Annotated in this window: 19 protein-coding genes; 8 read left to right on the forward strand and 11 right to left on the reverse strand. The window is 61.1% G+C overall.

The annotated features are described in order from the left end of the window. Position 1 precedes the first annotated feature (1 nt). The 8 genes from GTQ41_RS25480 to GTQ41_RS25515 all read right to left on the reverse strand — a co-directional run bounded on the left by GTQ41_RS25480 (position 2) and on the right by GTQ41_RS25515 (position 14334). A complete protein-coding gene (locus GTQ41_RS25480; RefSeq protein ID WP_047297067.1) occupies positions 2–1870 on the reverse strand; it encodes a hypothetical protein in 1869 nt (622 codons plus the stop codon). A gap of 206 nt (positions 1871–2076) precedes the next feature. Further along, on the reverse strand, positions 2077–5529 hold the full coding sequence (locus tag GTQ41_RS25485) for a GMC oxidoreductase (protein WP_047297068.1): 3453 nt from the start codon (positions 5527–5529) through the stop codon (positions 2077–2079). Between the two features lie 1041 nt (positions 5530–6570). Further along, on the reverse strand, positions 6571–7341 hold the full coding sequence (locus tag GTQ41_RS25490; protein ID WP_047297069.1) for an electron transfer flavoprotein subunit beta: 771 nt from the start codon (positions 7339–7341) through the stop codon (positions 6571–6573). A 15-nt stretch (positions 7342–7356) separates the two neighbouring features. Beyond that, positions 7357–8577 (reverse strand): electron transfer flavoprotein subunit alpha/FixB family protein, encoded by a 1221-nt coding sequence (locus tag GTQ41_RS25495; RefSeq protein ID WP_047297070.1) that lies wholly within the window; start codon positions 8575–8577, stop codon positions 7357–7359. Further along, positions 8577–10526, reverse strand: a complete 1950-nt coding sequence (gene dgcB, locus GTQ41_RS25500) for a dimethylglycine demethylation protein DgcB (RefSeq protein WP_047297071.1) — start codon at positions 10524–10526, stop codon at positions 8577–8579. The genes GTQ41_RS25495 and dgcB overlap by 1 nt, the downstream gene beginning before the upstream one ends. Before the next feature lie 145 nt (positions 10527–10671). After that, positions 10672–12732 carry a dimethylglycine demethylation protein DgcA gene (gene dgcA, locus GTQ41_RS25505; RefSeq protein WP_047297072.1) on the reverse strand — a complete coding sequence of 687 codons (2061 nt, stop codon included), beginning with the start codon at positions 12730–12732 and terminating at the stop codon, positions 10672–10674. A gap of 15 nt (positions 12733–12747) precedes the next feature. Further along, positions 12748–13278 (reverse strand): DUF5943 domain-containing protein, encoded by a 531-nt coding sequence (locus tag GTQ41_RS25510; RefSeq protein ID WP_007926354.1) that lies wholly within the window; start codon positions 13276–13278, stop codon positions 12748–12750. A 78-nt stretch (positions 13279–13356) separates the two neighbouring features. Next, complete coding sequence (locus GTQ41_RS25515; RefSeq protein WP_007962626.1) at positions 13357–14334, reverse strand: dipeptidase; 978 nt, start codon at positions 14332–14334, stop codon at positions 13357–13359. 234 nt (positions 14335–14568) lie between these two features. Here GTQ41_RS25515 and GTQ41_RS25520 point away from each other — a divergent pair, with 234 nt between their 5' ends. Further along, positions 14569–14970, forward strand: a complete 402-nt coding sequence (locus tag GTQ41_RS25520; protein WP_027610649.1) for a lysozyme inhibitor LprI family protein — start codon at positions 14569–14571, stop codon at positions 14968–14970. A 45-nt stretch (positions 14971–15015) separates the two neighbouring features. Here the strand turns inward: GTQ41_RS25520 and GTQ41_RS25525 are convergent, their stop codons facing one another. Then, a complete protein-coding gene (locus GTQ41_RS25525; RefSeq protein ID WP_047297073.1) occupies positions 15016–15981 on the reverse strand; it encodes a tyrosinase family protein in 966 nt (321 codons plus the stop codon). A 233-nt stretch (positions 15982–16214) separates the two neighbouring features. Between GTQ41_RS25525 and GTQ41_RS25530 the strand changes: the two genes are divergently transcribed. Then, positions 16215–16631 (forward strand): DUF3010 family protein, encoded by a 417-nt coding sequence (locus GTQ41_RS25530; protein WP_047297074.1) that lies wholly within the window; start codon positions 16215–16217, stop codon positions 16629–16631. Positions 16632–16774: 143 nt separating this feature from the next. On the opposite strand, the gene GTQ41_RS25535 is transcribed toward GTQ41_RS25530, so the two are convergent. Next, on the reverse strand, positions 16775–17719 hold the full coding sequence (locus GTQ41_RS25535) for a GlxA family transcriptional regulator (protein ID WP_047297075.1): 945 nt from the start codon (positions 17717–17719) through the stop codon (positions 16775–16777). Positions 17720–17911: 192 nt separating this feature from the next. On the opposite strand from GTQ41_RS25535, the gene GTQ41_RS25540 reads away from it, so the two are divergent. The 6 genes from GTQ41_RS25540 to GTQ41_RS25565 all read left to right on the forward strand — a co-directional run bounded on the left by GTQ41_RS25540 (position 17912) and on the right by GTQ41_RS25565 (position 23398). Continuing rightward, positions 17912–18856 carry a choline ABC transporter substrate-binding protein gene (locus GTQ41_RS25540; protein ID WP_047297076.1) on the forward strand — a complete coding sequence of 315 codons (945 nt, stop codon included), beginning with the start codon at positions 17912–17914 and terminating at the stop codon, positions 18854–18856. Between the two features lie 74 nt (positions 18857–18930). Continuing rightward, the gene (locus GTQ41_RS25545; protein ID WP_007962632.1) at positions 18931–19818 is read left to right on the forward strand and encodes a 3-keto-5-aminohexanoate cleavage protein; all 888 of its coding nucleotides are present in this window, start codon (positions 18931–18933) and stop codon (positions 19816–19818) included. Positions 19819–19974: 156 nt separating this feature from the next. After that, positions 19975–20940 carry an L-carnitine dehydrogenase gene (locus GTQ41_RS25550; protein WP_047297077.1) on the forward strand — a complete coding sequence of 322 codons (966 nt, stop codon included), beginning with the start codon at positions 19975–19977 and terminating at the stop codon, positions 20938–20940. Between the two features lie 178 nt (positions 20941–21118). Next, the gene (locus tag GTQ41_RS25555) at positions 21119–21595 is read left to right on the forward strand and encodes a thioesterase family protein (protein WP_047297078.1); all 477 of its coding nucleotides are present in this window, start codon (positions 21119–21121) and stop codon (positions 21593–21595) included. A gap of 23 nt (positions 21596–21618) precedes the next feature. Continuing rightward, positions 21619–22782, forward strand: coding sequence for a gamma-butyrobetaine dioxygenase (locus tag GTQ41_RS25560; protein ID WP_047297079.1), 1164 nt, complete (start codon positions 21619–21621; stop codon positions 22780–22782). 352 nt (positions 22783–23134) lie between these two features. After that, complete coding sequence (locus GTQ41_RS25565) at positions 23135–23398, forward strand: hypothetical protein (RefSeq protein WP_007962640.1); 264 nt, start codon at positions 23135–23137, stop codon at positions 23396–23398. A 114-nt stretch (positions 23399–23512) separates the two neighbouring features. Here the strand turns inward: GTQ41_RS25565 and GTQ41_RS25570 are convergent, their stop codons facing one another. After that, positions 23513–24616 (reverse strand): GlxA family transcriptional regulator, encoded by a 1104-nt coding sequence (locus GTQ41_RS25570; RefSeq protein WP_007949927.1) that lies wholly within the window; start codon positions 24614–24616, stop codon positions 23513–23515. Positions 24617–24983: the final 367 nt, after the last annotated feature.

Below are 24983 nucleotides of genomic sequence, written 5' to 3' on the forward strand. Positions count from 1 at the left end.
TTCACAGGGTTTTCATGAATTCGATCAACGCACGCTTGTCGTCGTCCGACAGCGTGGTGCCATACAGGTGACCGCTGTTGTGGTTGCCCTCCAGCCGCGTGTCGTATGTGAAATCGGCCGAGGCTTTGGCCTGGGCACCCGTGGTAACGAAACCGACGTTGACCGGGTCGTAGACGTCGGAACCGGTGATGAACACCACCGGGCGTTTTTCCGGCGGTTGCAGCAGGTCCCACAGGGTTGGCACCGAACCGTTGTGCAGGTACGGCGCGCGCAGCCAGATGCCGTCGGTCGGCGTGTTGCTGTAGCTCTGGGTCTTGCGATACGCGCCGAAGTCGAACGGCGGTTTCTTGAAGGTGTGGAACGCCGTCACCAGACCGGTGGTGAATGAGTCCAGCCGATGTGGATCGGTGCCGAGCTGATCGATGTTGGTGGTCACTTGCCCGGTGTCGGCGCGACCGAAGTCGTGGCACGCGGCACAATTGGCGTCCCAGAGTGGTTTGCCCTGGACGACCTTGGCCTGATCCAGTGCCCACGGCCACGCCGGTGCCTTGTGCCCGAGCAGCCAGTTGGTCACCCGGTTGAAGCTTGGCGGCAGCACCGATTCCGGGGTCGCGCCCACGGCCATTGCCGCGGCGTAGTTGCGTTCGTGGATCTTGTTGTTATTGCCGTCCCAGTGCAGGTACATCGACTCCCGCGGTTTCTGGTTCCACACTTGCGGCAGGTCGACGGTGCCGATGGTCGAGTCATCCGGGAAGCCGAACACCACCATTTTCGTCGGATTGAAGGTGTCGGTGCGGCCCGGGCCCTGTTGCGGACGCAGCTTTTGCCAGGCGTAGGCCTGTTTCTGTTTGAGCAAAGCGCTTTTCGCCATCGGGATGATCAGGTAGCGGTTGTAGAGCTTCTCGAAAAAGCCCAGCTGGAACTTGCCGTTGATCGCCGCCATTACCGCATCGGTGGTGAATGTCGGATCGCTGGCGCAATCGTAGGCGAACCACTGGAAGGCCTGCAGTTGCAGGGTGTTGGCCGGCGCGCTGGGCACGTTGACCGCGACGTCGCTGGCATTGGCCCGATAGGATCCTGTGTGACACAGCGCGCAGTTCGGTTCCACGGTCGGGTAGCCGATCTGCCGTTTGGCCATGCCGATCGGCAGGTCCTTGCCGTTCTCATAGAGAAAGCCGAAGACCTCCCAGCCGCCGGGCTTGGGCAGTTTTTCCGGGCACATCTGCGGCAGTACGGCGAACAGGTAATACGGGATCCGCGCTTCGATACCCAGGCCAATCGCGGCGTATTTGTAGTGATCTTCGTCGGACGCGTATTCCTCCTCCGGCACCACCCGCAGCATCTGGTACCAGGTCTCGTAACCGATAAACCCCAACACCGCGACAACCACCAGCGTGCCGACCTTGAAGGCGTGACGCTGCCATTGCCGCGCCCAGGCCGCGCGCCACTCGCGACAGCCATCGCACAGCAGCGCCCATGGCCGGTTCGCGGGCGTGGTGCCGAGGTACAGCAGAATGCCGAGGATCAGGAAAAAGCTCAGATCGCCCAGCAGCATCGGCACGAACACCGAACCTTGGCTGCTGGTGTTGATCAGGTAAATCCAGAACACCACGGCGATCAGCCGCGTCAGTACGCACAGCCAGGAATGCACCACATAGCGCGGCGCGTTGAAGCCCGACGGCATGTAAAACACGCTGATGCCCACCAGCAGCATCCCGGCGTTTTCCAGCCACGGGTCGGAGAGTTGCGGCGGCAGACCGACCACCAATGTCAGCAACCCCGGCGCAAACAGCGCCGGGATCGCGAACACCATGTTCATCGCAATGCCGAGCCAGATGAAGCGTTGAAACCAGCGGATGTAGCTGTCCATGTCTTCCATTTCCTTCTGACCACCAACCTGCAATGTCCCTTGTGGTGAGGGGATTTATCCCCGACGGGTCGCGAAGCGGCCCCAAACCTGCCAGCGCGGTCTGTCAGGATCACCGCGCGCTCAGGTTTACGACTGCTGCGCAGCCGATCGGGGATGAATCCCCTCGCCACAGAGAATCTCCTCAACGCAGAGATCAGTAATCGATCTCAACCGAGGGCCGTTTTCTCCAGGTGCTCAAGGATGATCGGATACACATCCACCACCGCGTTCTTGCCGAACATGCAATCGATGTGGCCGTAACCCGGCACCACATGCCGGCTGTAATGTTCCGGCCCGTGGACTGCGCAGACGCGCTGGTAGGTCTTGAGCGTGCTTTCCGGCAGGTAACACTGGTTCTCCGCGCCGCTGATAAAGCAGATCGGCATGGTCAGCCGCTCAAAGTGCGGCATGTACACATCGTTGCCCTTGAAATCCACCAGATGCCCTTTGCGCACGATCAGCGCCAAATGCTCGAAAGTCTCGATGTTCGACTCGCCGAACAGTTCGTGCAGGTTGTCGTGCAGGGTTTCGTTAAGGGTGTCGTGGCGATACAGCGAGGCGTACATGAAGGTGATGCGGTGGCACACCGGGTTGGTGCAGTAGCCCTGCGCTTCGATCCGCGCGTAGCCGTTGAGGGCCTTGTCATAGAGCCGGTTGAACCAGTTTTCCTTGCTGTCGGCGTAAGCGGTCATCGATTTGATACCGATGGCGTCGAGCATTCCCGGCAAGTGCAGACCCGCCTTCAGTCCCGTGGCCGTGGCGACCACGGTGTCAGCGGCAATCTGCGAGCAGACCACCGAACGCACGCCTTGCAACCCCGCCAACAGCGACATGAAGAACGTCGTCGCGCCGTAGCAATGCACCACGCATTGCACGTCTTTGGCCTGGGTTTCTTGCTGAATTTGCGCGATGGCAGCCTTGAAGTCGTACTGGGCGATCTGGTCGCCGTTCCATTCTTTCTTGCTCGCCGGCAGCAGAATGCTCACCCGGAAATCCAGCAGCCACACGTCGTAATCGTGCTTGCACAAATACTCCAGCAGGTTGGTCTGGATGGTGTCGGTGGAGAAGATATTCGAACCGACACCCAAGCCATGCACCAGCATCACCGGGCCTTTGCTGCCGGCCTGATAACGGGTCAGGCGCAGTTCGACGCCGTCCTCGGTGGGGAAGAAATGCACCGCCGGGGTTGGCGCATCCAGCGGCCGTTTCAGCCGTGGCGGCGCGTCGGGATTGAAGTATTTGTCCCCTGCAAACACCCCGCCGTAACTCTCCCAGAGAATCCCGGCGAAGAACTTGCCGAAGCGCGCCAGGCCTTCGATGCGCTCACGCTCGTTGCGCGCGTTGAGCACTTTCATGGTAGTCATCTGCTTGGCGAAATCGGTCGGATGAATGTGCATCACCCCGGAGCCGATCACCTCGCCCGACTTGTCCGGCCCGCGGTACAGCGTCACGTACAGGGTGCTGGTGTCGTGCCAGATATTCAGCACGCCGTTGTCTTCCGGCACGGTTTTGAAAGCGCTGAAGAAATAGTCGGTGCCGTCCTCGGCGCTCAGCTTCATGTCGTATTTCATGTGCCGCGTATCGACCTGCTGCTCGAACTGTTCGAACAGGTTGAACACGCCGTTGCTGGCGGTCAGCGGTTGCGGCGACAGCGCCGGGGCATTGACCGTACCGACAATGGTCGCGGCGTGCTCCGGCTCCTTGATCATCCGGTTGAGGTCGTTGGCGGTGATGGTCAGGGTGAAGTCGATCGGCGAGTTGTCCGCCTCACCGCGTTTGGCCGCCGCTTCGTAGACTTTCAGATCGGTGCTTTGTGCGGCGGTGAAAGCGCGGGAGAAATAGCCCTTCATGGTTTCGGTGAACTGCACGCCGAGGGTCGGCGGTGCCACCTGTTTGCGCGGTGCCGAGGGCAGTGTGTAGTCGATGTGCCAACCGCGGTCAGCGGCGAGCAGGCCCATGTTGCGCTCGCTCACGGCAGAGATGGTCAGCAGCGGATTGACCGCCAATGATGTCGGAATCACCGCGCCGTCCGTCACGTACAGATTGGCGTAAACATCGGTGCCACTGGCGCCGCTGAACACCTGACCCTTGTGATTGACCACGCCCTGCCCGGCGTCTTCACCCATCACGCAACCGCCCAGCGGATGCACCGAAACGATGCTGTGCTTGAGCAGCTGGGTCCAGATCGGGTTCTCGACCCAGACCCCGCCGAGTGCCTTGGTGCTCTGGTACAGCCGCTCGTTGCCGAGCTTGAAGTTTTCCTGCTCGCCGACACCCGGCCAGTCGATGCGCAACTGATCCTTGCTGTCGAGCAGCATCCGGCCCTGGCCACTGTCGTGGCTCATGATCAGGTAGGTCTGCATGTTGTGCAGCGCGCCGTAATACGGGCCGCGCAGGAAGCTTTCGGCCTCGCGCTCCTTGTAGCCAAGCTTGCCGCTGAAACTGTCGTCGGTGGCCTTGCCGATCATCTCGGCAAACCCGGCCATCGCCGGCACCATTGGCCGGCCGAGCGCGCCGGGGATCGAACCTTCCTCGATGACCATGCGGCTGCGCCAGTCACCTTCGGTGCGCATGTCGATGACCGAGGTGATGCACGGGCCAACGGGGTGCAGTTCCTTGGCCGAATGCGCGCCGAAGCCGATGCCGTTGATAGTCTGCTCGCAGTTGTGGCCGAAGCCGAGGATGTCGCCATTGCCGCTCATGTTCTCGCCGAGCTGGCCGGACATCACCAGGCCTTTGTCCCGCGAACGCAACAGAATCTCGGTGGAACCCAGGGTGCCGGCAGACACCACCACGATGTCGGCTTTCACGAACAGCGTCGGTGCGTCGAATTTCTCGCGACCGCTGTCGAGGTACTGGAAATGCACGATCCAGCCATCGCCGACGCGCTCCAGATGACGCACTTCGGCCTGGCAAAAAATCTCCGCGCCGTGGTTCCAGGCATCCGGCAGATAGTTCATCAGCGTGGTGTTTTTGGCCTTGTTGTTACAGCCCGAGACGCAGTCGCCGCACTGGTTGCACGGCAACTGTTCAACGCCGACGTGGTTGAGATTGTTCGGCAGTTTGTCGAAGGTCACGTTGATCGGTGGCTTGTAGAAGTGCGCGCCTTGCTTGAGGTAGTCAGCAGACTTTTTATTGGCGTCGAGCTTGGGCAGGTTCGGTGCGCTGTTCGGGTACGGATTGGGCTTGAGCATTTCCCGGGCGCGGGCGTAACCGTCCTTGAGCAACGTATCGCGGTGTTCGCGTACCGCTTGCGGCCAGCGCGGGTCGTCGAACACCCCGGGCTCAGGCTCCAGTGCCACGTTGGCGTTGATCAACGACGTACCGCCGAGGCCACAACCCACCACCACATTCTGCTGGGCATTCACGTGCAGATCGAACAGGCCGGTGCGCGAGCCAATGTGGCCGTCCGGGTCGTGGATCTGCAACTCCTCAGTCGCGGCAATCATGGTGTTGGGGTATTCACCGGGCTGAATTTCCCGCCCGCGTTCAAGCAGGCACACCTGCTTGCCGGCCCGGGACAGCCGCGACGCAGCAATGCCGCCGCCATAGCCGGAGCCGATAACGATCACGTCATAGTGTTCCTTGATCTCACTGATGGGCGTTGCGATGCGTGTCATGAGGGTGTTCCTCTCTCAGGCAGATGGGGGGCAACTCTGCGGTTGCCTGCAATCAATGGGCGAACGGGCACCTGGCCTCCGGGCGAGCCCGGCGACAGCACAACGGTCGGAGCAGCAGGTCGCTACAGACGAGCGTGTTGATTGGCCGCACGTCGTAACGTGCGCTTGCGGGGCGTGGGGGGATGGCGGTGTGGGCGGCTATCCATCATGCGTTCTCCCAGAACCTGATGTGGATAAGTGACGGCTGTCCTTGTGCCATTGCAGTGAAGACAGCGCAGTAATCGAAGTCAAGGCCGCGCCTTAGAACTGTATGAAATCTGATCAATTGCCGTTTGGACTATACCCGGCAAGGCCTGCAGGGTTTGGCGAACAAGTTATCCACATAGCCATGCACAGCAAATGGGGGTAACTGTGGATGAACCGAAAAATAACGGGCTGACTTGTGAAGAAAAATCATGACTTATCCAGAAGGATGGTTTGCACGAGTGATTGAGTGTTTTTTGATCAAGTCTCTACATGCCACGTTTCACAAGGCCTGTAGAGGATGGCGAACACGTTATCCACAGAAGCGCCAACAGAGTTCGGGGGTAACTTTGTTGCAGCTGTGGAAAAGCGCTGAATGCTGCGCAATTCGTGGGTTTGCGCGGGGATTATCAGCTTTAAATGCATAATCGATCATTTATTGAGCAATTCTCTACAAGCCATGTTTCATAAGGCTCACAGCGTATAGCGAACATCTTATCCACAGAAGCGCCAACAGAGATTGGGGGCAACTCTTGAACTTATTCAGGAGAAAACGTCTGGAAAAACCGTGACTTAGGCTGGTTGTTTTTTGATCTTGGGCCTGAAGGGCTTGATTGGCGTGGGGTACAGGGATGGGCGAACACGTTATCCACAGATCCGCCAACAGGGATTGTGGGTAAACAACACCAAATCGTCGAACCACATCCTGTAGGAGCTGCGGCACGCTGCGATCTTTTGATCTTGATCTTGAAGATCTAAAGATCGCAGCCTCGTTTCACTCGACAGCTCCTACAGGGGTCAGCGGACGACGCCTTCTTCAATCAGCAGTTTGAGGATCGCTTCAGCGCCGGCCTGCGCGGTGACGCCTTTAAGCACTTGTCCCCCACCGCCACTGGCCTTGGCCGTCGCCGCTTTCATCCGGTCCGCACCGCTCTTGGCCTTGATCACCTTCAGACGTTTCGGCCGTGGTTTGGCCGGTTGCAAGGTGGCGACGGTCAGCAGTTCATCGTCCAGCACTGCCACATCTTCGGCATTGAGCACACCCCGTCGTGCCGGGCCGTAGGCGCTCTGCCGTGGCTTGGGTGCAGCGTTATCCACAGTTGCCAGAAACGGCAGCTTCACCTTGAGACGCCGCCGCTGCCCACGGGGCAAGGCTTGCAGCACCAGCGCCGAGCCGTCGCTGATCGATTCGACCTGCGCCAGTCCTACCACCAGCGGCCAGCCCAGTCCTTCGGCGAGCAGGAACGGCAACATGCCCGAGCCTTCGCCGGTTTCCGCCTGCGTGCCGGTCAGCACCACCTGGGCGCCGGCATCGCGCAGATACGCGGTCAGCGCCGGCAAGGCGTCGGCGCCAGCGGGTTGCTCCAGCACGTGCATCTGCGCAAGTCCCATGCCCAAATAGGCGCGCAGTGCCGGTTCGGCAACGTCCCCGGCATGCAGCACTTGCAGGTTATCCCCAGCCAGTTGCAGGCCCAGTTCCACGGCGCGCGCGTCCTGTTCGGCACGGCGTGGCCGGCCCGAGGTCGGGTGGGCGCCGATGGAGACCAGGCTGATGACATTGGTGTTCATAACTGTGTCCTTCCCTTAAGCCGCATCGCGCTTGGCGTCGTTGCGGTAAGCCGCTACCGCCGCGATCAAGGCTTGAAGAATCTCCGCGCTCTCGCCGATCACCGACAGGTCGGCGCGTTTGATCATGTCGCATCCCGGGTCGAGGTTGATCGCCACCACCTTGTCGCAGGCACCGATGCCCTGCAGGTGCTGGATCGCCCCGGAGATACCCACAGCCACATAAACCCGTGCGGTGACCCAGGTACCGGACGCGCCGACCTGCCGGTCACGGGCCATGAAGCCGTCGTCCACCGCCACCCGCGAGGCGCCTTCGGTGGCGCCGAGCGCCGCCGCCGTCTGGTGAAACAGCGACCAGTCCTTGACCCCGTTGCCGCCGGAGAAAATGAACTCGGCTTCGGCCATCGGAATGGCCGCCGGATCCACCGCCACCGCACCCAGATCCTCGATCCGCGACAGGCTACGCGCCACCGTTGTGGATAACTCCACCGGCAGGGCTTCGTGACGGGTTTCGCTGACCGGTTCGGCGCATTCGGCAGCAGCCAGAATCAAGCGGGCGACCGGCCGCGCCAGGTCTTGCAAGCCCGCGCCAGCGCGCCCGATGCATTGCTGATCCTTGACCTGCCAGACCCGTGTGGCCGGGCGTTCGCCCAGTGCGGCAGCAAAGCGCCGACCCAGTTCGCCGCCACCGCTGCGGCTGTCCGGCAGCAGCCAGTGGCGCGGGTTGAACTGGTTATCCACAGCCCGCAAGCCCTGCACCCGTTGTTCCGGTGCATAACCGCTGAATTGGTCGCCCTCCAGTACCAGCAAGCGATCGACGCCGGCCGTGGCGAAGGCGCTCTCTTTGTGTTCGCCAAACACCACCGCCAGCACCGCACCGTCCTTGCCGGCCAGTTGGTGAGCCAGGCCCAGCAGGTCGCGGTCGTGGCTGCTCAAACGCCCACCGACCATGTCCGGCACCACGCTGATGTAGAACGCCGGGGCCGGTACCTGATGCAGCGGCAGTTGCACTTCAACCGTGGCCGAGCGTTTGACCGCCCCGCCCTGTTGCGCGCCGCTGCGGTCAATACGCTTGATGCCGTTGGGGCCGATGAAACCGATGCCGTGCAGGTTCTTGCGGATGATCCCGTTGGGGCCCATCCAGCTGTGTTGCGCCGGTTGCATGGCCGCGTGCAGCGGGTGCAGACGGTTACGCGCAATCCATTCGGCGCGTGGGTCGCGGCGGATAATGTCGCTCATCAGTGGGCCTCCGCAGGTTCACGTTTGGCCGGCGTGGCAGGCTTGTCTGGCGCGGCATCTTCAAGCAGCGCGTCGGCCACCAGTTCGGCGATGTCCTTGATCAGCGGACGCGGTTCGACCACGCCTTCGAGCATCGCCGTGCACTGTGGACAACCCACGGCCACCAGCTCGGCGCCGGTCTCGCGGATGTCTTCCATGCGCATGTCGGGAATCCGCTGCTTGCCCGGAATGTCAGTGATCGGCGCACCGCCACCACCGCCGCAGCAGCGCGAGCGGAAGCCGGAACGCTGCATCTCTTTGACCTCGATGCCGAGGGCGCGCAGCACTTCACGCGGCGCCTCGTACTCGCCGTTGTAGCGACCGAGGTAGCACGGGTCGTGATAGGTCACGCTGTTGCCTTTGTGCTGACCGAGGTTCAGCGCACCGGCCTGAATGATTTCCGCCATGTAGGTGCTGTGGTGCTGCACCAGGTAGTTGCCGTCGAACGCGCCGTACTCGTTTTTCAGCACATGGAAACTGTGCGGATCGCAGGTGACGATGCGGTTGAAGCGGTATTTGGCCAGGGTCTGGATATTGCGTTTGGCGAGCAACTGGAACGTCGCTTCGTCACCGAGACGCCGGGCCACGTCGCCGCTGTCGCGTTCTTCGAGGCCGAGTACGGCGAAGTCGATTTTCGCGGCCTTCAGCACTTTGACGAACGCACGCAAGGTGCGCTGGTTGCGCATGTCGAAGGCGCCGTCGCCGACCCAGAACAGCACGTCAGTGGACTTTTTCTCGCTCAGCAGATTGAGGTTCAGGTCCGCCGCCCAGTTCATCCGCCCGCCCGGGGCAAAACCGCCGGGGTTGTCGGTGGCGATCAGGTTTTCCAGGACTTCGGCGCCCTTGTTCGGGGTCGCGCCTTTTTCCAGCGTCAGGTGGCGGCGCATGTCGACGATCGCGTCGACGTGCTCGATCATCATCGGGCATTCCTCGACGCAGGCCCGGCAGGTGGTGCACGACCACAGGGTTTCGGCATCGACCAGACCGTTGACGATCGGTTGATGCGGATTACCGCTGTGCTCACCAATTGGCTTGCCCGGATACGGACTGCCAGCAAACTTCGCGTCAGTGCCGCCAGCCAGGCCGACGACCATGTCCTGAATCAGCTTCTTCGGGTTCAGCGGCTGGCCGGCAGCGAAGGCCGGGCACGCCGCTTCACACTTGCCGCACTGCACGCAGGCGTCGAAACCGAGCAGTTGGTTCCAGGTGAAATCCTTGGGTTTTTCCACACCGAGCGGCGCGCTTGGATCATTCAGATCCAGCGGTTTCAAACCGGTGGAACGACCGCCGCCAAAGCGCTCGGCGCGACGGTGCCAGGCCAGGTGCAGGGCACCGGCGAAGGCGTGCTTCATCGGCCCGCCCCAGGTCATGCCGAAGAACAACTCCGACACGCCCCACAAAACACCGAGCCCGAGCATCGCTGCCAGCAGCCAGCCGCCGAAGTTCTCTGGAAGGATCCCGGCCACCGGCAAGGTCACCAGAAAGAACGACGCCGAGAACGCCAGCAGGCTTTTCGGCAGACGCATCCACGGGCCTTTCGACAGCCGTGCCGGCGGGTTGAGCCGACGCCGATAAACGAAGATTGCCCCGACGAACATCACCGCCGTCATCAACAGCAGCGCGTATCCGAGGATGCGGTTATGCAGGCCGAAACCGTGCACCAGAATCGCCAGCACGATCGACGCCACCGCACCACCGGCCGTGGCCACGTGGGTGTTGGCGATGTATTTGTCCCGCGCCACCACGTGGTGCAGGTCGACCATGTAGCGCTTGGGCATGGCAAAGAGGCCGCCGATCAGATCGACCTTGGAGGCCCGGCCCCGACGCCACATGGCCACCCGCCGCAACGCACCCAGCACCGCAAGGGCCAGGGCTGCGAACAACAGGATTGGAAGAAGGGTGTTCAACATGGTGAAGCTCCCACCAGTACAGCCTGGAGAAACACGGTCTTTGCGTAGGAGCTGCCGCAGGCTGCGATCTTTTGATCTTGCTTTGAACAACAAAAGTCAAAAGATCGCAGCCTTCGGCAGCTCCTACAGGGTTGTGTGCAAGCCGTCAGAAGTCTTTGCAGAGCCGCAGGGCGTCATAGATCGCAGCGTGGGTATTACGCTGCGCCACGCAGTCGCCGATGCGGAACAGCAAGTAGCCGTCACCGGTGCTGCTCAGCGAAGGTTGTGGCTGGATCGCGAACAACGCTTCGACGTCGATCTGGCCCTTGTTGCGCGAACCCTCTTTGAGCGCGTAGTAGATTTCCTCATCCGGCCGCACGCCGTTTTCCACCACCACCTGATCGACCACCCGCTCCTCTTTGGCGCCGGTGTACTCGTTCTCCAGCACCGCCACCAGCTTGTCGCCTTCGCGGTAGACCTTCTCCAGCATCATGTCGCCGGTCATGATCACTTCTTTCGGGTACATGCTGCGGTAGTAGGTCGGGAACGACGTACCGCCGATGGCCACGCCCGGTTTGATGTCGTCGGTAACGATCTCGACCTGGCTGCCCTTGTCGGCGAGGAAGTCGGCCACCGACATCCCGGTGAACTCGCAGATGGTGTCGTAGACCAGCACGTTCTTGCCCGGCGCGACCTTGCCGTCGAGCACGTCCCAGCTGCTGACCACCAAGCCTTCGGCGGCACCCCAGTGTTCGTTCTGCTCAAGGTATGGATGACCACCGACGGCCAGCACCACGATGTCCGGACGCAGATCCATGATGGTGTCGGCATCTGCGGCAGTGCCCAGACGCAGGTCGACTTTCAGGCGCGCCAGCTCCAGTTGGAACCAGCGGGTGATCCCGGCGATCTGGTCACGCTGCGGCGCTTTCGACGCCGTGGTGATCTGCCCGCCGATGAATTCTTTCTTCTCGAACAGGGTCACGTCGTGGCCACGTTCGGCCGCCACACGCGCCGCTTCCATCCCGGCAGGGCCGGCACCGACGATCACCACCTTGCGCTTCGGCCCGGTGGACTTCTCGATGATGTGCGGCACGCCCATGTATTCACGGGAGGTCGCGGCGTTCTGGATGCACAGCACGTCCAGACCTTGATACTGACGGTCGATGCAGTAGTTGGCGCCGACGCACTGTTTGATCTGGTCGACCTGGCCCATCTTGATCTTGGCGATCAGGTGCGGGTCGGCGATGTGCGCGCGGGTCATGCCGACCATGTCGACGTAACCGCCTTCAAGGATGCGCGTGGCCTGGTTCGGGTCCTTGATGTTCTGCGCGTGCAGCACCGGCACCTTGACCACTTCCTTGATTCCGGCCGCCAGGTGCAGGAACGGCTCCGGCGGATAGCTCATGTTCGGAATCACGTTGGCCAGGGTGTTGTGGGTGTCGCAACCCGAGCCGACGACGCCGATGAAATCGAGCATGCCGGTATCGTCGTAATACTTGGCGATCTGCTTCATGTCTTCGTGGGACAGACCGTCCGGGTGGAACTCGTCGCCGCAGATACGCATGCCGACGCAGAAATCGTCACCGACCTCGGCGCGCACTGCCTTCAACACTTCCAGTCCGAACTTCATCCGGCCTTCGAAGCTGCCACCCCATTCATCGGTACGCTTGTTGACGCGCGGGCTCCAGAACTGGTCGATCATGTGCTGGTGCACGGCCGACAGTTCGACACCGTCCAGGCCACCAGCCTTGGCACGGCGCGCGGCTTGCGCGTAGTTGCCGATCACCCGCCAGATTTCTTCCGGCTCGATGGTCTTGCAGGTGGCGCGGTGCACCGGTTCACGGATGCCCGACGGCGACATCAGGGTCGGCCAGTGAAAACCGTCCCAACGTGAGCGTCGGCCCATGTGGGTAATTTGGATCATGATCTTGGCGCCGTGCTTGTGCATGGCGTCGGCCAGATTCTGGAAGTGCGGAATGATCCGGTCAGTGGACAGGTTCACCGAACTCCACCATTGCTGCGGGCTGTCGATGGCGACCACCGACGAACCGCCGCAGATCGCCAGGCCAATGCCGCCCTTGGCTTTCTCTTCGTAGTATTTGACGTAGCGCTCGGTGGTCATGCCACCGTCAGTCGCGTAGACCTCGGCGTGCGCGGTGCTGAGCACGCGGTTGCGGATGGTCAGTTTGCCAATTTGAATTGGCTGGAACATTGCTTCGAAAGCCATGGCGGGTTCCTCGACTTACAACGGCTTGACGGTGAACAGGCCGTCGTCGTGGCCTTCTTCGGAGCCACCGTAAACCTGCTCGGCCACGGTGCGGATCTTGCTGCCGCGAGCGGCGAGGATCTGGTCCATGGCGCCGGCAAACCAGCCGGTGAACATGTAGTCGACCTTGCGCCCGACCTTGCCGTACACGTAGACGAACGCCGAGTGTTCGAGCTTGACGCTGGCGGTGCCTTTGTCGAGGTCGATGTCCTGAATCTTGAACAGGCCCCAGCCGCGTTGCGACAGACGCTTCATGTAGTGCTCGAACACCGCGACGCCTTCCAGGCCGTGGCATTCAGCTTCTTTTTCGCACCAGTGCCAGGCGGACTTGTAGCCGGCCTTGTAAAGGATTTCGGCATAGGCGTCGGCGCCCAGCACTTCCTCGATGCCCATGTGGTTATTGACGAAAAAGTGTCGTGGCACGTAGAGCATCGGCAGGGCGTCGGAGGTCCAGACACCGGTCTCGCTGTCGACTTCGATTGGCAATTGCGGGGCGATCTTGGCCATGGAAACTTAACTCCAGAAAATTCGGTTTGTTGCCCCCGGCACGGACGGCCGGGGGAAAGGATTCAGAAGTGCGGCGGCTTATTCGCCCCAAACGTCCTTCAAGACGTTCACCCAGTTTTCGCCCATGATCTTGCGTACGACACGCTCGGAGTGGCCGCGCTTGAGCAGGGTTTCGGTCAGGTTCGGGAACTCGCCGACGGTGCGGATGCCCAGCGGGTTGATGATCTTGCCGAAGCTGGTCAGACGACGGGCGTAGCCCTTGTCATGGGTCAGGTATTCGAAGAAGTCCTGGCCGTGCCCCTGGGTGAAGTCGGTGCCGATGCCGATGGCGTCTTCGCCAACGATGTTCATGGTGTATTCGATGGCTTCGGCGTAATCGTCGATGGTCGAATCGATGCCCTTGGCGAGGAATGGCGCGAACATGGTCACGCCGACAAAACCGCCGTGGTCAGCGATGAACTTCAGTTCGGCATCGGACTTGTTGCGCGGGTGCTCTTTGAGACCCGACGGCAGGCAGTGGGAATAGCAAACCGGCTTTTTCGATTCGAGGATGACTTCTTCTGAAGTCTTGGAACCGACGTGGGACAGGTCGCACATGACGCCGACGCGGTTCATTTCGGCGACGATCTCACGACCGAAGCCCGACAGACCGCCGTCGCGCTCGTAGCAGCCGGTGCCGACCAGATTCTGCGTGTTGTAGCACATCTGCACGATACCGACGCCGAGTTGCTTGAACACCTCGACATAGCCAATCTGGTCTTCGAACGCGTGAGCATTCTGGAAGCCGAAGAGGATGCCGGTCTTGCCCTGCTCCTTGGCGCGACGAATGTCGGCGGTGGTGCGCACCGGCATTACCAGATCGCTGTTTTCGCGGATCAGCTTCTGGCTGGCGGCGATATTGTTCACGGTCGCCTGAAAGCCTTCCCACACCGACACGGTGCAGTTGGCCGCCGTCAGACCGCCCTTGCGCATGTCTTCGAACAGCTCGCGGTTCCATTTGGCAATGATCAGACCGTCGATAACGATGCTGTCGGCGTGTAATTCGGCTGGGCTCATCAGGCGTCCCCTTATTGGCGATTCATGCGCCGAATCGTCTGCCGGCGCTTTGGGGCCAGCATATGCCTCGGTGCCGGGGCGACCGGGTGCAAAAACGACAGGGGAATTGCCGAAAGCGTCAATCCGCGACAAAGGGTCGCCAGGCGCTGCGATCAGCTACCTGTTCAAGCCCGCCAGCTTGAGCCAGAATCTGGCGCATCTTGGATACACCACTGGATTAGAGCGGCGACAACCATGAAATCGATCTTCCTGGCTTTGGCACTGATGGCGACCGGCGTACACGCCGCCGAAGAGACCGACAACAACCCGTGCGACGCGGTGGAAAACGACGTCCAGACCCTGGAATGCTCGACCTACAGCCGCAGCACCGCCGAAGACCTGCTCAAGGACAACTACGCCAGCCTCAACGAGCGCATGCAGGCCACCTACGGCAAAAACGCCGCGCAACTGGCCGACATCACCGCCAAACTGAAAACCGCCCAGCAACAATGGCTGAAAACCCGCGACGCCGATTGCGCCGTGGAAGCCTTCCCCGCCACCGAAGGCAGCAAGGCTTTCAAGATTGCGCAGAATGACTGTGTGGCGCGGATGAGTGACGAACGGTCGGAGTTTTTGGAGTCGATTGGGCAGGAGTGAAGGAACACTCCCGCCTCGTCAGGCCAGAGCGCTCGTACAACAACGTCAGTGCGCCATGAACGGTGATCTGAACGGACTTTTTTCCAGCGGCTTGCTCGGCGCATATTCATAGCCGAGCTCGGCAATACTCATGACGTCCCTCACCCGCCGCGTCCAGGGCTTGAGCGTATCGTCATAGTTGTGACCCGACGGCCCGCCGGACAGCGGTGTGTAATGTGGAGTCCAGTCAGGATTGTCGACTTGCATCTGTGCCTGCCAATCCGCCCAGACCTTGTCGATAAAGCAGTGGTGCAGAAAAAACACCGGATCTTCCGGAGACGTCATCGCAAGCATGTTTCCGCCAATCCACAAATGCACCCGGTTATGCAATTGCGACCCCGGAGTGGTGACCTGCGGATCGCCTCTCTGGGTGACCCAGCCCTCCAGTCGATTGCGAAAGCCCCGGGTGTAGGGTCCGGCATCATACGGTGGCGTGTCGTATAGCCACTCGCGCATTGCCATTGCCAGGTCAGCCGGGGTTGGCAGCGAAGTCACCCGTTGTCCGAACTGACGCTTGAGGCCTGGCTCCGTCTCACCGTTTTCCGGGTAGGCTGGCACAGGCCACTTGCCATTCTGATAGGCAAACGGGCCGGTTTTTACCCGGTCGTGATCATTCTTGTCGCCATCGCCGCCCATCCACTGACTCGACCAGATCGGCGAATTCAGGGGGTCGGCCGCATCCTCGGTCCAATCCCAATATGGCAGGGTCACGCTTTCGTCCAAAGATTGCAGATCAAGCTCAAGTTGCATCAGCATTTCCCGGTGCCAGGGCAGAAATGCCGGCCCCAAATGTGCCCCGTTACGGTATTCCGGATCATGCGGTTCGTCTGGGTGAACCGTTGGGATCATCACACCATGATGCCAATGAACGTATTTGTCGTAATGCCCCCTGCGCTTGAGCTCCAGCAGACAGTTGATGAAGTTGTCGCGCTCGGTGGTGGTTAATGCACGAATGTTTTTCCTGATGTTCATTAGTCACTCCTTGTCTGTTGGATGCGGGTGTTCAGCCATGATCCGGGATGATTCCCGCCCCTATCTAGGAGGTGTTTCGCGGCAAGGTCTACTGTCAGAACTGTCAGGTAGGCCGATGTTTCCGACAAGCGGCCGATCTGTCAGAACAGTAAAAGCCGACTCTTGCTGCATTGGCAGATTGCAAAAAAAACGACCGGACCTATAGGCTGCCCTCTTCATTCAAAGGAATTCCCATGAACATCTGCGGCATCGAAATCAAAGGCAGCGAAGCGATCATCGCCGCGGCCTCCCTTGACGGTTCGGCCTTGAGCCACGTTGCACTGAGCACCAAGAAAATCGCCCTCGACGATGATGACGAGGCGGCCAACGTCAAACGCTTCGCGGCGCAGGTGGCGTCATTTGTACGCGAGCATTCGATTGACCGGATTGCGATCAAGAAGCGCAGCAAGAAGGGTGAGTTTGCCGGTGGGCCGACGACATTCAAGATCGAGGGAGTGTTTCAGTTGCTGGAGGGGTGTGAGGTGACGCTGCTGTCGCCGCAGACGATCAATGCGCAGGCCAAGAAGCACAATTTCGAGCTGCCGGGGACGCTGAACAAGTATCAGCATGAGGCTTATAAAGCGGCGTGTTCGGCGTTGGTGAAGAAGTAACGCGATTCCCGACATCACATTGAAACCTGTGGGAGCGGGCTTGCCCGCGATGGCGGTGTGTCAGGCAATAACAATGTTGGATGTGCTGGACTCATCGCGGGCAAGCCCGCTCCCACAGGGTTCTATGACGTTGCTAAAACCCTTCAGGCCTGAGCGGTACGCCGGTCCTCGCGGGGACAGCGAGAGAACCTCGCTCGATAACTGCGGGTGAAATACGACGGCGATTCAAACCCGCAAGCGATGCTGACCTCCAGCACGCTCATATCGGTCTGGCGCAACAGCTGCCGGGCCTTTTCCAACCTCAAGCGCAGATAGAAATTGCTCGGCGTGTCATTCAGATGCAGCCGAAACAAGCGCTCCAGCTGCCGCCGCGTGACCTTGATCGATTCCGCCAGTTGCAGCGTGGTCAGCGGTGGTTCGCTGTGCTGCTCCATCTCACCAATCACCTGCACCAGCTTCTTGTTGCTGATGCCGTAGCGCGTGGCGACTTCCATGCGCTGGTGGTCCTTGCGCGGACGAATCCGTCCCAGCACGAACTGCTCGCTGACCTGGATCGCCAGTTGCGGGCCGTGGGCCTGGGCGATCAGATCAAGCATCAGATCGATAGACGCCGTGCCGCCCGCCGAGGTGATGCGCCGCCGATCGATTTCGAACAATTCCTGGGTCACGCTGAGCTGTGGATAAGATTCCTTGAACGCATCGATGGCCTCCCAGTGCAGGGTCAAGCGATGGCCGTCGAGCAGGCCGGCTTCGGCGAGGACGAAACTGCCGGTATCGATGGCGCCCAGGGTCACGCCTTCGTTGTCCAGCCGGCGCAGCCAGTGCTCAAGGGTTGGCGTGGCGAACTTCAGCGGTTCGAATCCGGCCACCACCAACAGCGTCGCACCTTTCTTCAGCGGCTCCAGCGCCGCGTCGGCGTTGACCGACATGCCATTGCTCGCCAGCACCGCCCCGCCATCGGCGCTGAGCACGTGCCAGCGGTACAACTCGCCGCGAAAGCGGTTGGCCACCCGTAGCGGTTCGATCGCCGAGATGAAACCGATGGCGGAAAAACCCGGCATCAGCAGAAAGTAGAAATCCTGGGACATGTGCGCACTCGGTTAGCGGGTAGCGTGGATCGTTGATACGCCGATTGTCGTCAGCGTTCAAGAGCACAGGTCGCTACAGTGCAAGAGCCAGTCGCCGCAGTGCGTTTTTACGGGGGCATTGCTGCGTAACTTGGCATCACCGGCGCATCAGACGCCGGGAACCACAATAAACGACCTGCCGAGGAACCCGACATGAAACGACTGATCAGCAGCTGTGTTCTTGCACTCAGCGGTACCGCTTTCTTGAGCGCCAGCGTCATGGCGGCCGAACCTGCGTCGTGCCAGAACGTGCGCATGGGCGTCGTGAACTGGACTGATGTGATCGCCACCAGTGCCATGACTCAAGTGCTGCTCGATGGCCTCGGCTACAGCACCAAACAAACCAGCGCGTCCCAGCAGATCATCTTCGCCGGGATTCGCGATCAGCGGCTGGATCTGTTCCTCGGCTACTGGAACCCGCTGATGACCCAGACCATCACCCCGTTCGTCGACGCCAACCAGGTCAAGGTCCTGCCGGCGCCAAGCCTGAAAGACGCCCGCGCGACCCTCGCCGTGCCGACTTATCTGGCGGACAAGGGCCTGAAAACCTTCGCCGACATCGCCAAATTCGAGAAAGAACTGGGCGGCAAGATCTATGGCATCGAGCCGGGCTCGGGCGCCAATACGCAGATCAAGGCGATGATCGCCAAGAACCAGTTCGGCCTCGGCAAATTTCAGCTGGTCGAATCCAGCGAAGCCGGGATGCTCGCCGCTGTCGACCGCGCCGTGCGCCGCAAGGAAGCCGTGGTGTTCTTCGGCTGGGCACCGCACCCGATGAACGTGAACGTCAAGATGACTTACCTCACTGGCAGCGAGGACGCCCTCGGCCCGAACGAAGGCATGGCCACGGTGTGGACGGTCACCGCGCCAAAATACGCCGAACAGTGCCCGAACATCGGTCGCCTGCTGAGCAACCTGACGTTCACCGCCGAAGACGAGAGCCGCATGATGCAACCGCTGCTCGATCACAAGGACGCGTTCGAATCGGCCAGGCAATGGCTCAAGGATCACCCCGAAGACAAGCAGCGCTGGCTGGAAGGTGTAACCACCTTCGATGGCAAACCGGCCGCTGAAAACCTGCAACTGACCAGCAAATAAAACACCGGAAATCAACGCTTCGCAGCCCCGACCGGGCTGCGAACAGACCCATCACGCCTGAAGGAAACCGCACCATGAACCACGACGTCATCATCACCTGCGCACTCACCGGTGCTGGCGACACGACCGCCAAGAGCCCGCACGTGCCGGTCACCCCGAAACAGATCGCCGCGGCTGCCGTGGAAGCCGCCAAGGCCGGCGCCACGGTGGTGCACTGCCATGTGCGCGACCCGCAGACCGGCAAGTTCAGCCGTGACGTGGCGCTGTACCGCGAAGTGATGGAGCGCATCCGCGAGGCTGACGTCGACATCATCGTCAACCTCACCGCCGGCATGGGCGGTGACCTCGAAATCGGTGCTGGCGAGCATCCGATGGAGTTCGGCCCGAACACCGATCTGGTCGGCCCGCTGACCCGTCTGGCCCACGTTGAAGAACTGCTGCCGGAAATCTGCACCCTCGATTGCGGCACGCTGAACTTCGGCGACGGCGACACCATTTACGTCTCGACGCCGGCGCAACTGCGCGCCGGCGCCAAGCGCATCACCGAACTGGGGGTGAAGGCCGAACTGGAAATTTTCGACACCGGCCACCTGTGGTTCGCCAAACAGATGATCAAGGAAGGCCTGCTCGACAACCCGTTGTTCCAGCTGTGCCTGGGCATCCCGTGGGGCGCTCCGGCGGACACCACCACCATGAAAGCCATGGTCGACAACCTGCCGGCGGACGCGGTGTGGGCCGGGTTCGGCATCGGCCGCATGCAAATGCCGATGGCCGCACAAGCGGTGCTGCTTGGCGGCAACGTGCGGGTCGGCCTGGAAGACAACCTGTGGCTGGACAAAGGCGTGCTGGCGACCAACGGCCAACTGGTCGAACGCGCCACCGAGATCCTCAGCCGCCTCGGCGCCCGGGTGCTGACCCCGGCTGAAGGCCGCAAAAAGATGGGCCTGACCCAGCGCGGCTAAATCTCAGCCCCCAAAATGGGGCCCCGACTGCACCCCAATTTCACCTGTAGGAGCTGCCGAAGGCTGCGATCTTTTGATCTTGCTTCAAACAATCAAAATCAAAAGATCGCAGCCTGCGGCAGCTCCTACAGGAAACACCTTTTTCAGGGAGTTCCTATGAGCTTTATCACCGACATCAAAACCTTCGCCGCCCTCGGCAGCGGTGTCATCGGCAGCGGCTGGGTCGCGCGTGCCCTCGCCCACGGCCTCGACGTGGTGGCCTGGGACCCGGCGCCCGGCGCCGAAGCCGCACTGCGCAAACGCGTGGCCAATGCCTGGGGCGCGTTGGAGAAAAACGGTCTGGCGCCGGGTGCGTCGCAGGATCGTCTGCGTTTTGTCGCAACCATCGAGGAGTGCGTACGCGATGCCGATTTCATTCAGGAAAGCGCCCCGGAACGCCTCGAGCTGAAACTGGAACTGCACAGCAAAATCAGCGCGGCGGCCAAACCCGATGCGCTGATCGGCTCCAGCACTTCCGGCCTGTTGCCGAGCGAGTTCTACGAGAGTTCGACCCACCCTGAACGCTGCGTGGTCGGCCACCCGTTCAATCCGGTTTACCTGCTGCCGCTGGTGGAGGTGGTCGGCGGCAAGCACACCGCGCCGGAAGCTGTGCAAGCGGCTATGAAGGTTTACGAGTTCCTCGGCATGCGCCCGTTGCATGTGCGCAAGGAAGTGCCAGGGTTCATCGCCGACCGTTTGCTCGAAGCGCTGTGGCGCGAGGCGCTGCACCTGGTCAACGACGGCGTGGCGACGACTGGCGAGATCGACGACGCGATCCGTTTTGGCGCCGGACTGCGCTGGTCGTTCATGGGCACGTTCCTGACTTATACGCTGGCCGGTGGTGACGCGGGGATGCGTCACTTCATGTCGCAGTTCGGCCCGGCGCTGCAGTTGCCGTGGACGTATCTGCCGGCACCGGAGCTGACTGACAAGCTGATTGACGATGTGGTCGATGGCACCAGCGATCAGCTTGGCCGCCACAGCATTTCAGCGCTGGAGCGCTATCGTGATGACTGCCTGCTGGCGGTACTGGAGGCGGTGAAAACCACCAAGGAAAAGCACGGGATGAGTTTCAGCGAGTAATCGCCTTCCCCTGTGGCGAGGGAGCTTGCTCCCGCTCGGCCGCGAAGCGGTCGTAAAACCAGCGAATGCTGTCTGACCGACGCACCGCGATCAGAGGTTTTGGGGCTGCTGCGCAGCCCAGCGGGAGCAAGTCCCTCGCCACAATGTGTATTGCGCCAGCGATCTATGGAGTTCAACCATGCCAACCCTCACCACCTACCAAACCACCATCATCCCCGACTGGGTCGATTACAACGGCCACCTGCGCGACGCCTTCTACTTGCTGATCTTCAGCTACGCCACGGACGCCCTGATGGACCGTCTCGGCATGGACAGTAACAACCGCGAGGCCAGCGGCCACTCACTGTTTACCCTCGAACTGCACGTGAATTATCTGCACGAAGTGAAGCTCGACGCCGAGGTCGAAGTGCGCACGCAGATCATCGGTCACGACAGCAAACGCCTGCACCTCTATCACAGCCTGCACCTGGCCGGCGACGACAAGGAACTGGCCGGTAACGAGCAAATGCTGCTGCACGTCGACCTCGCCGGCCCGCGTTCGGCGCCATTCACCCCGGATACCTTGAACCGTCTGCAAGCCATCGTCGCCGAGCAAGTCGATCTGCCCGCCCCGGCTTACATCGGCCGCGTCATCGCCCTGCCACCCGCCCGCTAATTCCTCCCACGCAAGGAGCCACTATGCACACCGCTGCCGCTGTTGCCGATTTCCGCAGTTATCCGTTGATCAGCGCGCTGAGCGGCGTGCAGAACCTGACGGATCGCGTTTCGCTGGCCTGGGCTGATGGCCGTGTCAGCCCGTTTCACCATGTCTGGTTGCGGGACAACTGCCCGTGTGAACAGTGCGTCTACACCGTAACCCGCGAGCAGGTATTCGAGATCGTCGATGCCGCGCCGGATCTGGCTCCCGTCAACGCGCACATCGACAGCGACGGCTGTCTGCAGATCGACTGGCAGGACGGCCACCACAGTCGCTTCGATCCGGGCTGGCTGCGCGCCCACGCCTATGACGACGAGTCCCGCGCCGAACGTCTGGCGGCTAAACCTCAGCCCTATCTGTGGCGCAGCAATTTGCAGCTACCGGCATTCGACTATTCAGCGCTGGTGAACGACAACGGTGCGCTGCTGCAATGGTTGATCGCGGTGCGCGACATCGGCCTGACTCAGGTGCGCGGCGTGCCCACCGAACCAGGTTCGCTGAAGCTGATCGCCCAGCGCATTTCATTCATCCGCGAGAGCAATTTCGGCGTACTGTTCAACGTGCAGTCCAAGGCCGATGCCGACAGCAACGCCTACACCGCTTTCAACCTGCCGTTGCACACCGACTTGCCGACTCGCGAGCTGCAACCAGGGCTGCAATTTCTGCATTGCCTGGTGAATGATGCCGAAGGTGGCGAGAGTATTTTTGTCGACGGTTTCGCGATTGCCGACGCGTTGCGTCAGGAAGCACCGGAGCTGTTTCAGGCACTGTGCGAAATCCCCGTGGAGTTTCGCAACAAGGACCGCCACAGCGACTATCGCTGCCTGGCGCCGATCATTGCACTGGACGCGTTGGGCCGGGTGGCGGAGATTCGCATGGCAAACTTTCTGCGTGGCGCATTCGATACGTCGGTGGAGCAAATGCCGCTGCTGTATCGGGCCTATCGGCGCTTGATCGCCATGACCCGTGAGCCACGTTTTCGGCTGATGCAGCGACTCAATCCGGGTGAACTGTGGTGCTTTGACAATCGCCGCACGCTGCATGCGCGCAATGCATTTGACCCGGCCACCGGGGCGCGGCATTTCCAGGGCTGCTACGTCGATCGGGATGAGTTGTTGTCGCGGATTCTGGTGTTGCAACGCTAGACCGCTAAAAGCAAAAGATCGCAGCCTCCGGCAGCTCCTACAGGGGATCGCATTTCAACTGTAGGAGCTGCCGGAGGCTGCGATCTTTTGACTTTCATAAAATTAAAAAAAGCCCCGATACAAGCCGTGACAGGATCGGGGCAGAGGGTACTGTTGAGGAGCTGCCAGTCGAGGGTGACCAAACCGTCTGTAGCGAGCTGAGGCCAGTGTGCCCACTCCCCTTGGCACTGAGTTAGCCGAAAACGACCTGTTCATAGCCGTCGCGGCCACTGCGACAAATCACCCTTGCCGTGCCTGCGCATGCCCACCAGAATCGAGCCACGACCTCCATTGCCGAAGAAGGAAGCGCGCCATGATGTATGCCGATTTGATCGATCAGGAAGACCTGTTGGGCCAGCTCAAGGCGTTGGGTTTTCAGGTGCCGAGCGGTTCGACCGCCGAGCAGGCCTGTGAGTGTGCGGTGCGTGGTCTGGACAATGTGCGTGCGTTTGAACTGCGCAAAATGGTCAAGGACATGTACACCAGCGGCGCCAGTATTCAGCCTGCGGTGCGTCAGGCGATCGACAAGCAGTTGTTGCCCGCGTTGGCGGATTATCAGCAAAGCCACAGCGCCTGACAGACCGTCATCGCTGGCAAGCCAGCTCCCACAGGGATTTTCGGTGTGATCAAGATATCTGTATCACCGCAGAACCTGTGGGAGCTGGCTTGCCAGCGATAAGATCGACGCGGTCTACAGCCTTACGCTGGCAAACGTCGACTCATTGCGCGCCTGACTCAACGCCGACATCGGCCCCGACAGCGGCGACATCACGATGGCCTGCGGCAGCGGCAGCATCGCCACTTGCTGCGTGGTGTTGGAGCCTACGCGTTCGTCACGCGGCGGAATACCGAAGTATTCGCGGTAGCATTTGGAGAAGTGCGGCGTCGACACGAAACCACACACCGAGGCCACTTCGATGATCGACATCGGCGTCTGCTTGAGCAGTTGCCGGGCGCGGATCAGGCGCAGCTTGAGGTAGTAACGCGACGGCGAACAGTGCAGGTATTTCTGGAACAGCCGCTCCAGCTGTCGACGCGACACGGCGACATACACCGCCAGTTCGTCGAGGTCGATCGGCTCTTCGAGGTTGGCCTCCATCAGCGCGACAATTTCCTGCAGCTTCGGCTGGTTGGTGCCGAGCATGTGCTTGAGCGGCACGCGCTGGTGATCCTGCTCGTTGCGGATGCGCTCGTAGACGAACATCTCCGAGATCGCAGCAGATAGTTCGCGACCATGATCGCGGCTGATCAGGTGCAGCATCATGTCCAGTGGCGCGGTACCACCGGAACTGGTGAAACGGTTACGGTCGAGGGTGAACAGACGAGTGCTCATCGCCACACGCGGGAAAGCTTCCTGCATCGCCGCCAGACATTCCCAGTGCACGCTGCAATCAAAACCGTCGAGCAGACCGGCGCAAGCCAAGGCCCAGCTGCCGGTGCACACCGCGCCCAGACGCTTGGACTGACGCGCCTGGCTCTGCAGCCATGACACATGTTCACGGGTCACGGTGCGTTGGATACCAATGCCGCCGCAGACGATCACGGTGTCCAGGGGCGGGGCTTTGTGCATGGAGGCATCGGGGGTGATTTGCAGACCGTCACTGGCCCACACCTGTCCGCCATCGACGGTCAGGGTGCTCCAGCGATACAGCTCACGACCGGACAATTGGTTGGCCATGCGCAGGGGTTCGACTGCGGAGGCCAGAGAAATCAGCGTGAAATTGTCCAGCAGCAGAAAGCCGATGGATTGAGGCGCACGGTTCTGGGGTTGGGCCCCGGAGTTGAACGACGTCATCGCGGTATCTCCTCACACAAAGCGGGTGATGGCCTCAGGCGGAGGCTCTTGTTATTGCCGGCGTTCTCACGTGGGAGACGGGCTTTGTTATGACAGAGCAAATGCCATGCCTAAAATTGAATGGCCGTTCAATAACTCCTGAAAACGACGTCGCGACGTGTCTATTCAAGACGTCGGCCAACAGCTGTTTCGAAGTGCCATCAGCGGCGGTGAGCGCCCTGCCCCGCTGCCTGTGAGCAGATCGGTAGCACTTGTGGGAACTGGCCTGCGCGCAGTTTGTGGGGAGTGTCACCGCAGGCACGGGTGACGGACGGTAGGGAGTGCGAATGGCGCACTGCGAGTGGGAAAAGCTCTTATCTGATTGCGA

Source organism: Pseudomonas sp. AN-B15, assembly GCF_019056475.1.
GTDB classification, from domain to species: domain Bacteria; phylum Pseudomonadota; class Gammaproteobacteria; order Pseudomonadales; family Pseudomonadaceae; genus Aquipseudomonas; species Aquipseudomonas parakoreensis.

What these genes read in the sequence shown, in the direction of transcription:
- GTQ41_RS25480 (WP_047297067.1), bottom strand. Translation starts at nt 1,870, where the DNA reads ATGGACAGCTACATCCGCTGGTTTCAACGCTTCATCTGGCTCGGCATT.
- GTQ41_RS25485 (WP_047297068.1), bottom strand. Translation starts at nt 5,529, where the DNA reads ATGACACGCATCGCAACGCCCATCAGTGAGATCAAGGAACACTATGAC.
- GTQ41_RS25490 (WP_047297069.1), bottom strand. Translation starts at nt 7,341, where the DNA reads ATGAACACCAATGTCATCAGCCTGGTCTCCATCGGCGCCCACCCGACC.
- GTQ41_RS25495 (WP_047297070.1), bottom strand. Translation starts at nt 8,577, where the DNA reads ATGAGCGACATTATCCGCCGCGACCCACGCGCCGAATGGATTGCGCGT.
- dgcB (WP_047297071.1), bottom strand. Translation starts at nt 10,526, where the DNA reads ATGTTGAACACCCTTCTTCCAATCCTGTTGTTCGCAGCCCTGGCCCTT.
- dgcA (WP_047297072.1), bottom strand. Translation starts at nt 12,732, where the DNA reads ATGGCTTTCGAAGCAATGTTCCAGCCAATTCAAATTGGCAAACTGACC.
- GTQ41_RS25510 (WP_007926354.1), bottom strand. Translation starts at nt 13,278, where the DNA reads ATGGCCAAGATCGCCCCGCAATTGCCAATCGAAGTCGACAGCGAGACC.
- GTQ41_RS25515 (WP_007962626.1), bottom strand. Translation starts at nt 14,334, where the DNA reads ATGAGCCCAGCCGAATTACACGCCGACAGCATCGTTATCGACGGTCTG.
- GTQ41_RS25520 (WP_027610649.1), top strand. Translation starts at nt 14,569, where the DNA reads ATGAAATCGATCTTCCTGGCTTTGGCACTGATGGCGACCGGCGTACAC.
- GTQ41_RS25525 (WP_047297073.1), bottom strand. Translation starts at nt 15,981, where the DNA reads ATGAACATCAGGAAAAACATTCGTGCATTAACCACCACCGAGCGCGAC.
- GTQ41_RS25530 (WP_047297074.1), top strand. Translation starts at nt 16,215, where the DNA reads ATGAACATCTGCGGCATCGAAATCAAAGGCAGCGAAGCGATCATCGCC.
- GTQ41_RS25535 (WP_047297075.1), bottom strand. Translation starts at nt 17,719, where the DNA reads ATGTCCCAGGATTTCTACTTTCTGCTGATGCCGGGTTTTTCCGCCATC.
- GTQ41_RS25540 (WP_047297076.1), top strand. Translation starts at nt 17,912, where the DNA reads ATGAAACGACTGATCAGCAGCTGTGTTCTTGCACTCAGCGGTACCGCT.
- GTQ41_RS25545 (WP_007962632.1), top strand. Translation starts at nt 18,931, where the DNA reads ATGAACCACGACGTCATCATCACCTGCGCACTCACCGGTGCTGGCGAC.
- GTQ41_RS25550 (WP_047297077.1), top strand. Translation starts at nt 19,975, where the DNA reads ATGAGCTTTATCACCGACATCAAAACCTTCGCCGCCCTCGGCAGCGGT.
- GTQ41_RS25555 (WP_047297078.1), top strand. Translation starts at nt 21,119, where the DNA reads ATGCCAACCCTCACCACCTACCAAACCACCATCATCCCCGACTGGGTC.
- GTQ41_RS25560 (WP_047297079.1), top strand. Translation starts at nt 21,619, where the DNA reads ATGCACACCGCTGCCGCTGTTGCCGATTTCCGCAGTTATCCGTTGATC.
- GTQ41_RS25565 (WP_007962640.1), top strand. Translation starts at nt 23,135, where the DNA reads ATGATGTATGCCGATTTGATCGATCAGGAAGACCTGTTGGGCCAGCTC.
- GTQ41_RS25570 (WP_007949927.1), bottom strand. Translation starts at nt 24,616, where the DNA reads ATGACGTCGTTCAACTCCGGGGCCCAACCCCAGAACCGTGCGCCTCAA.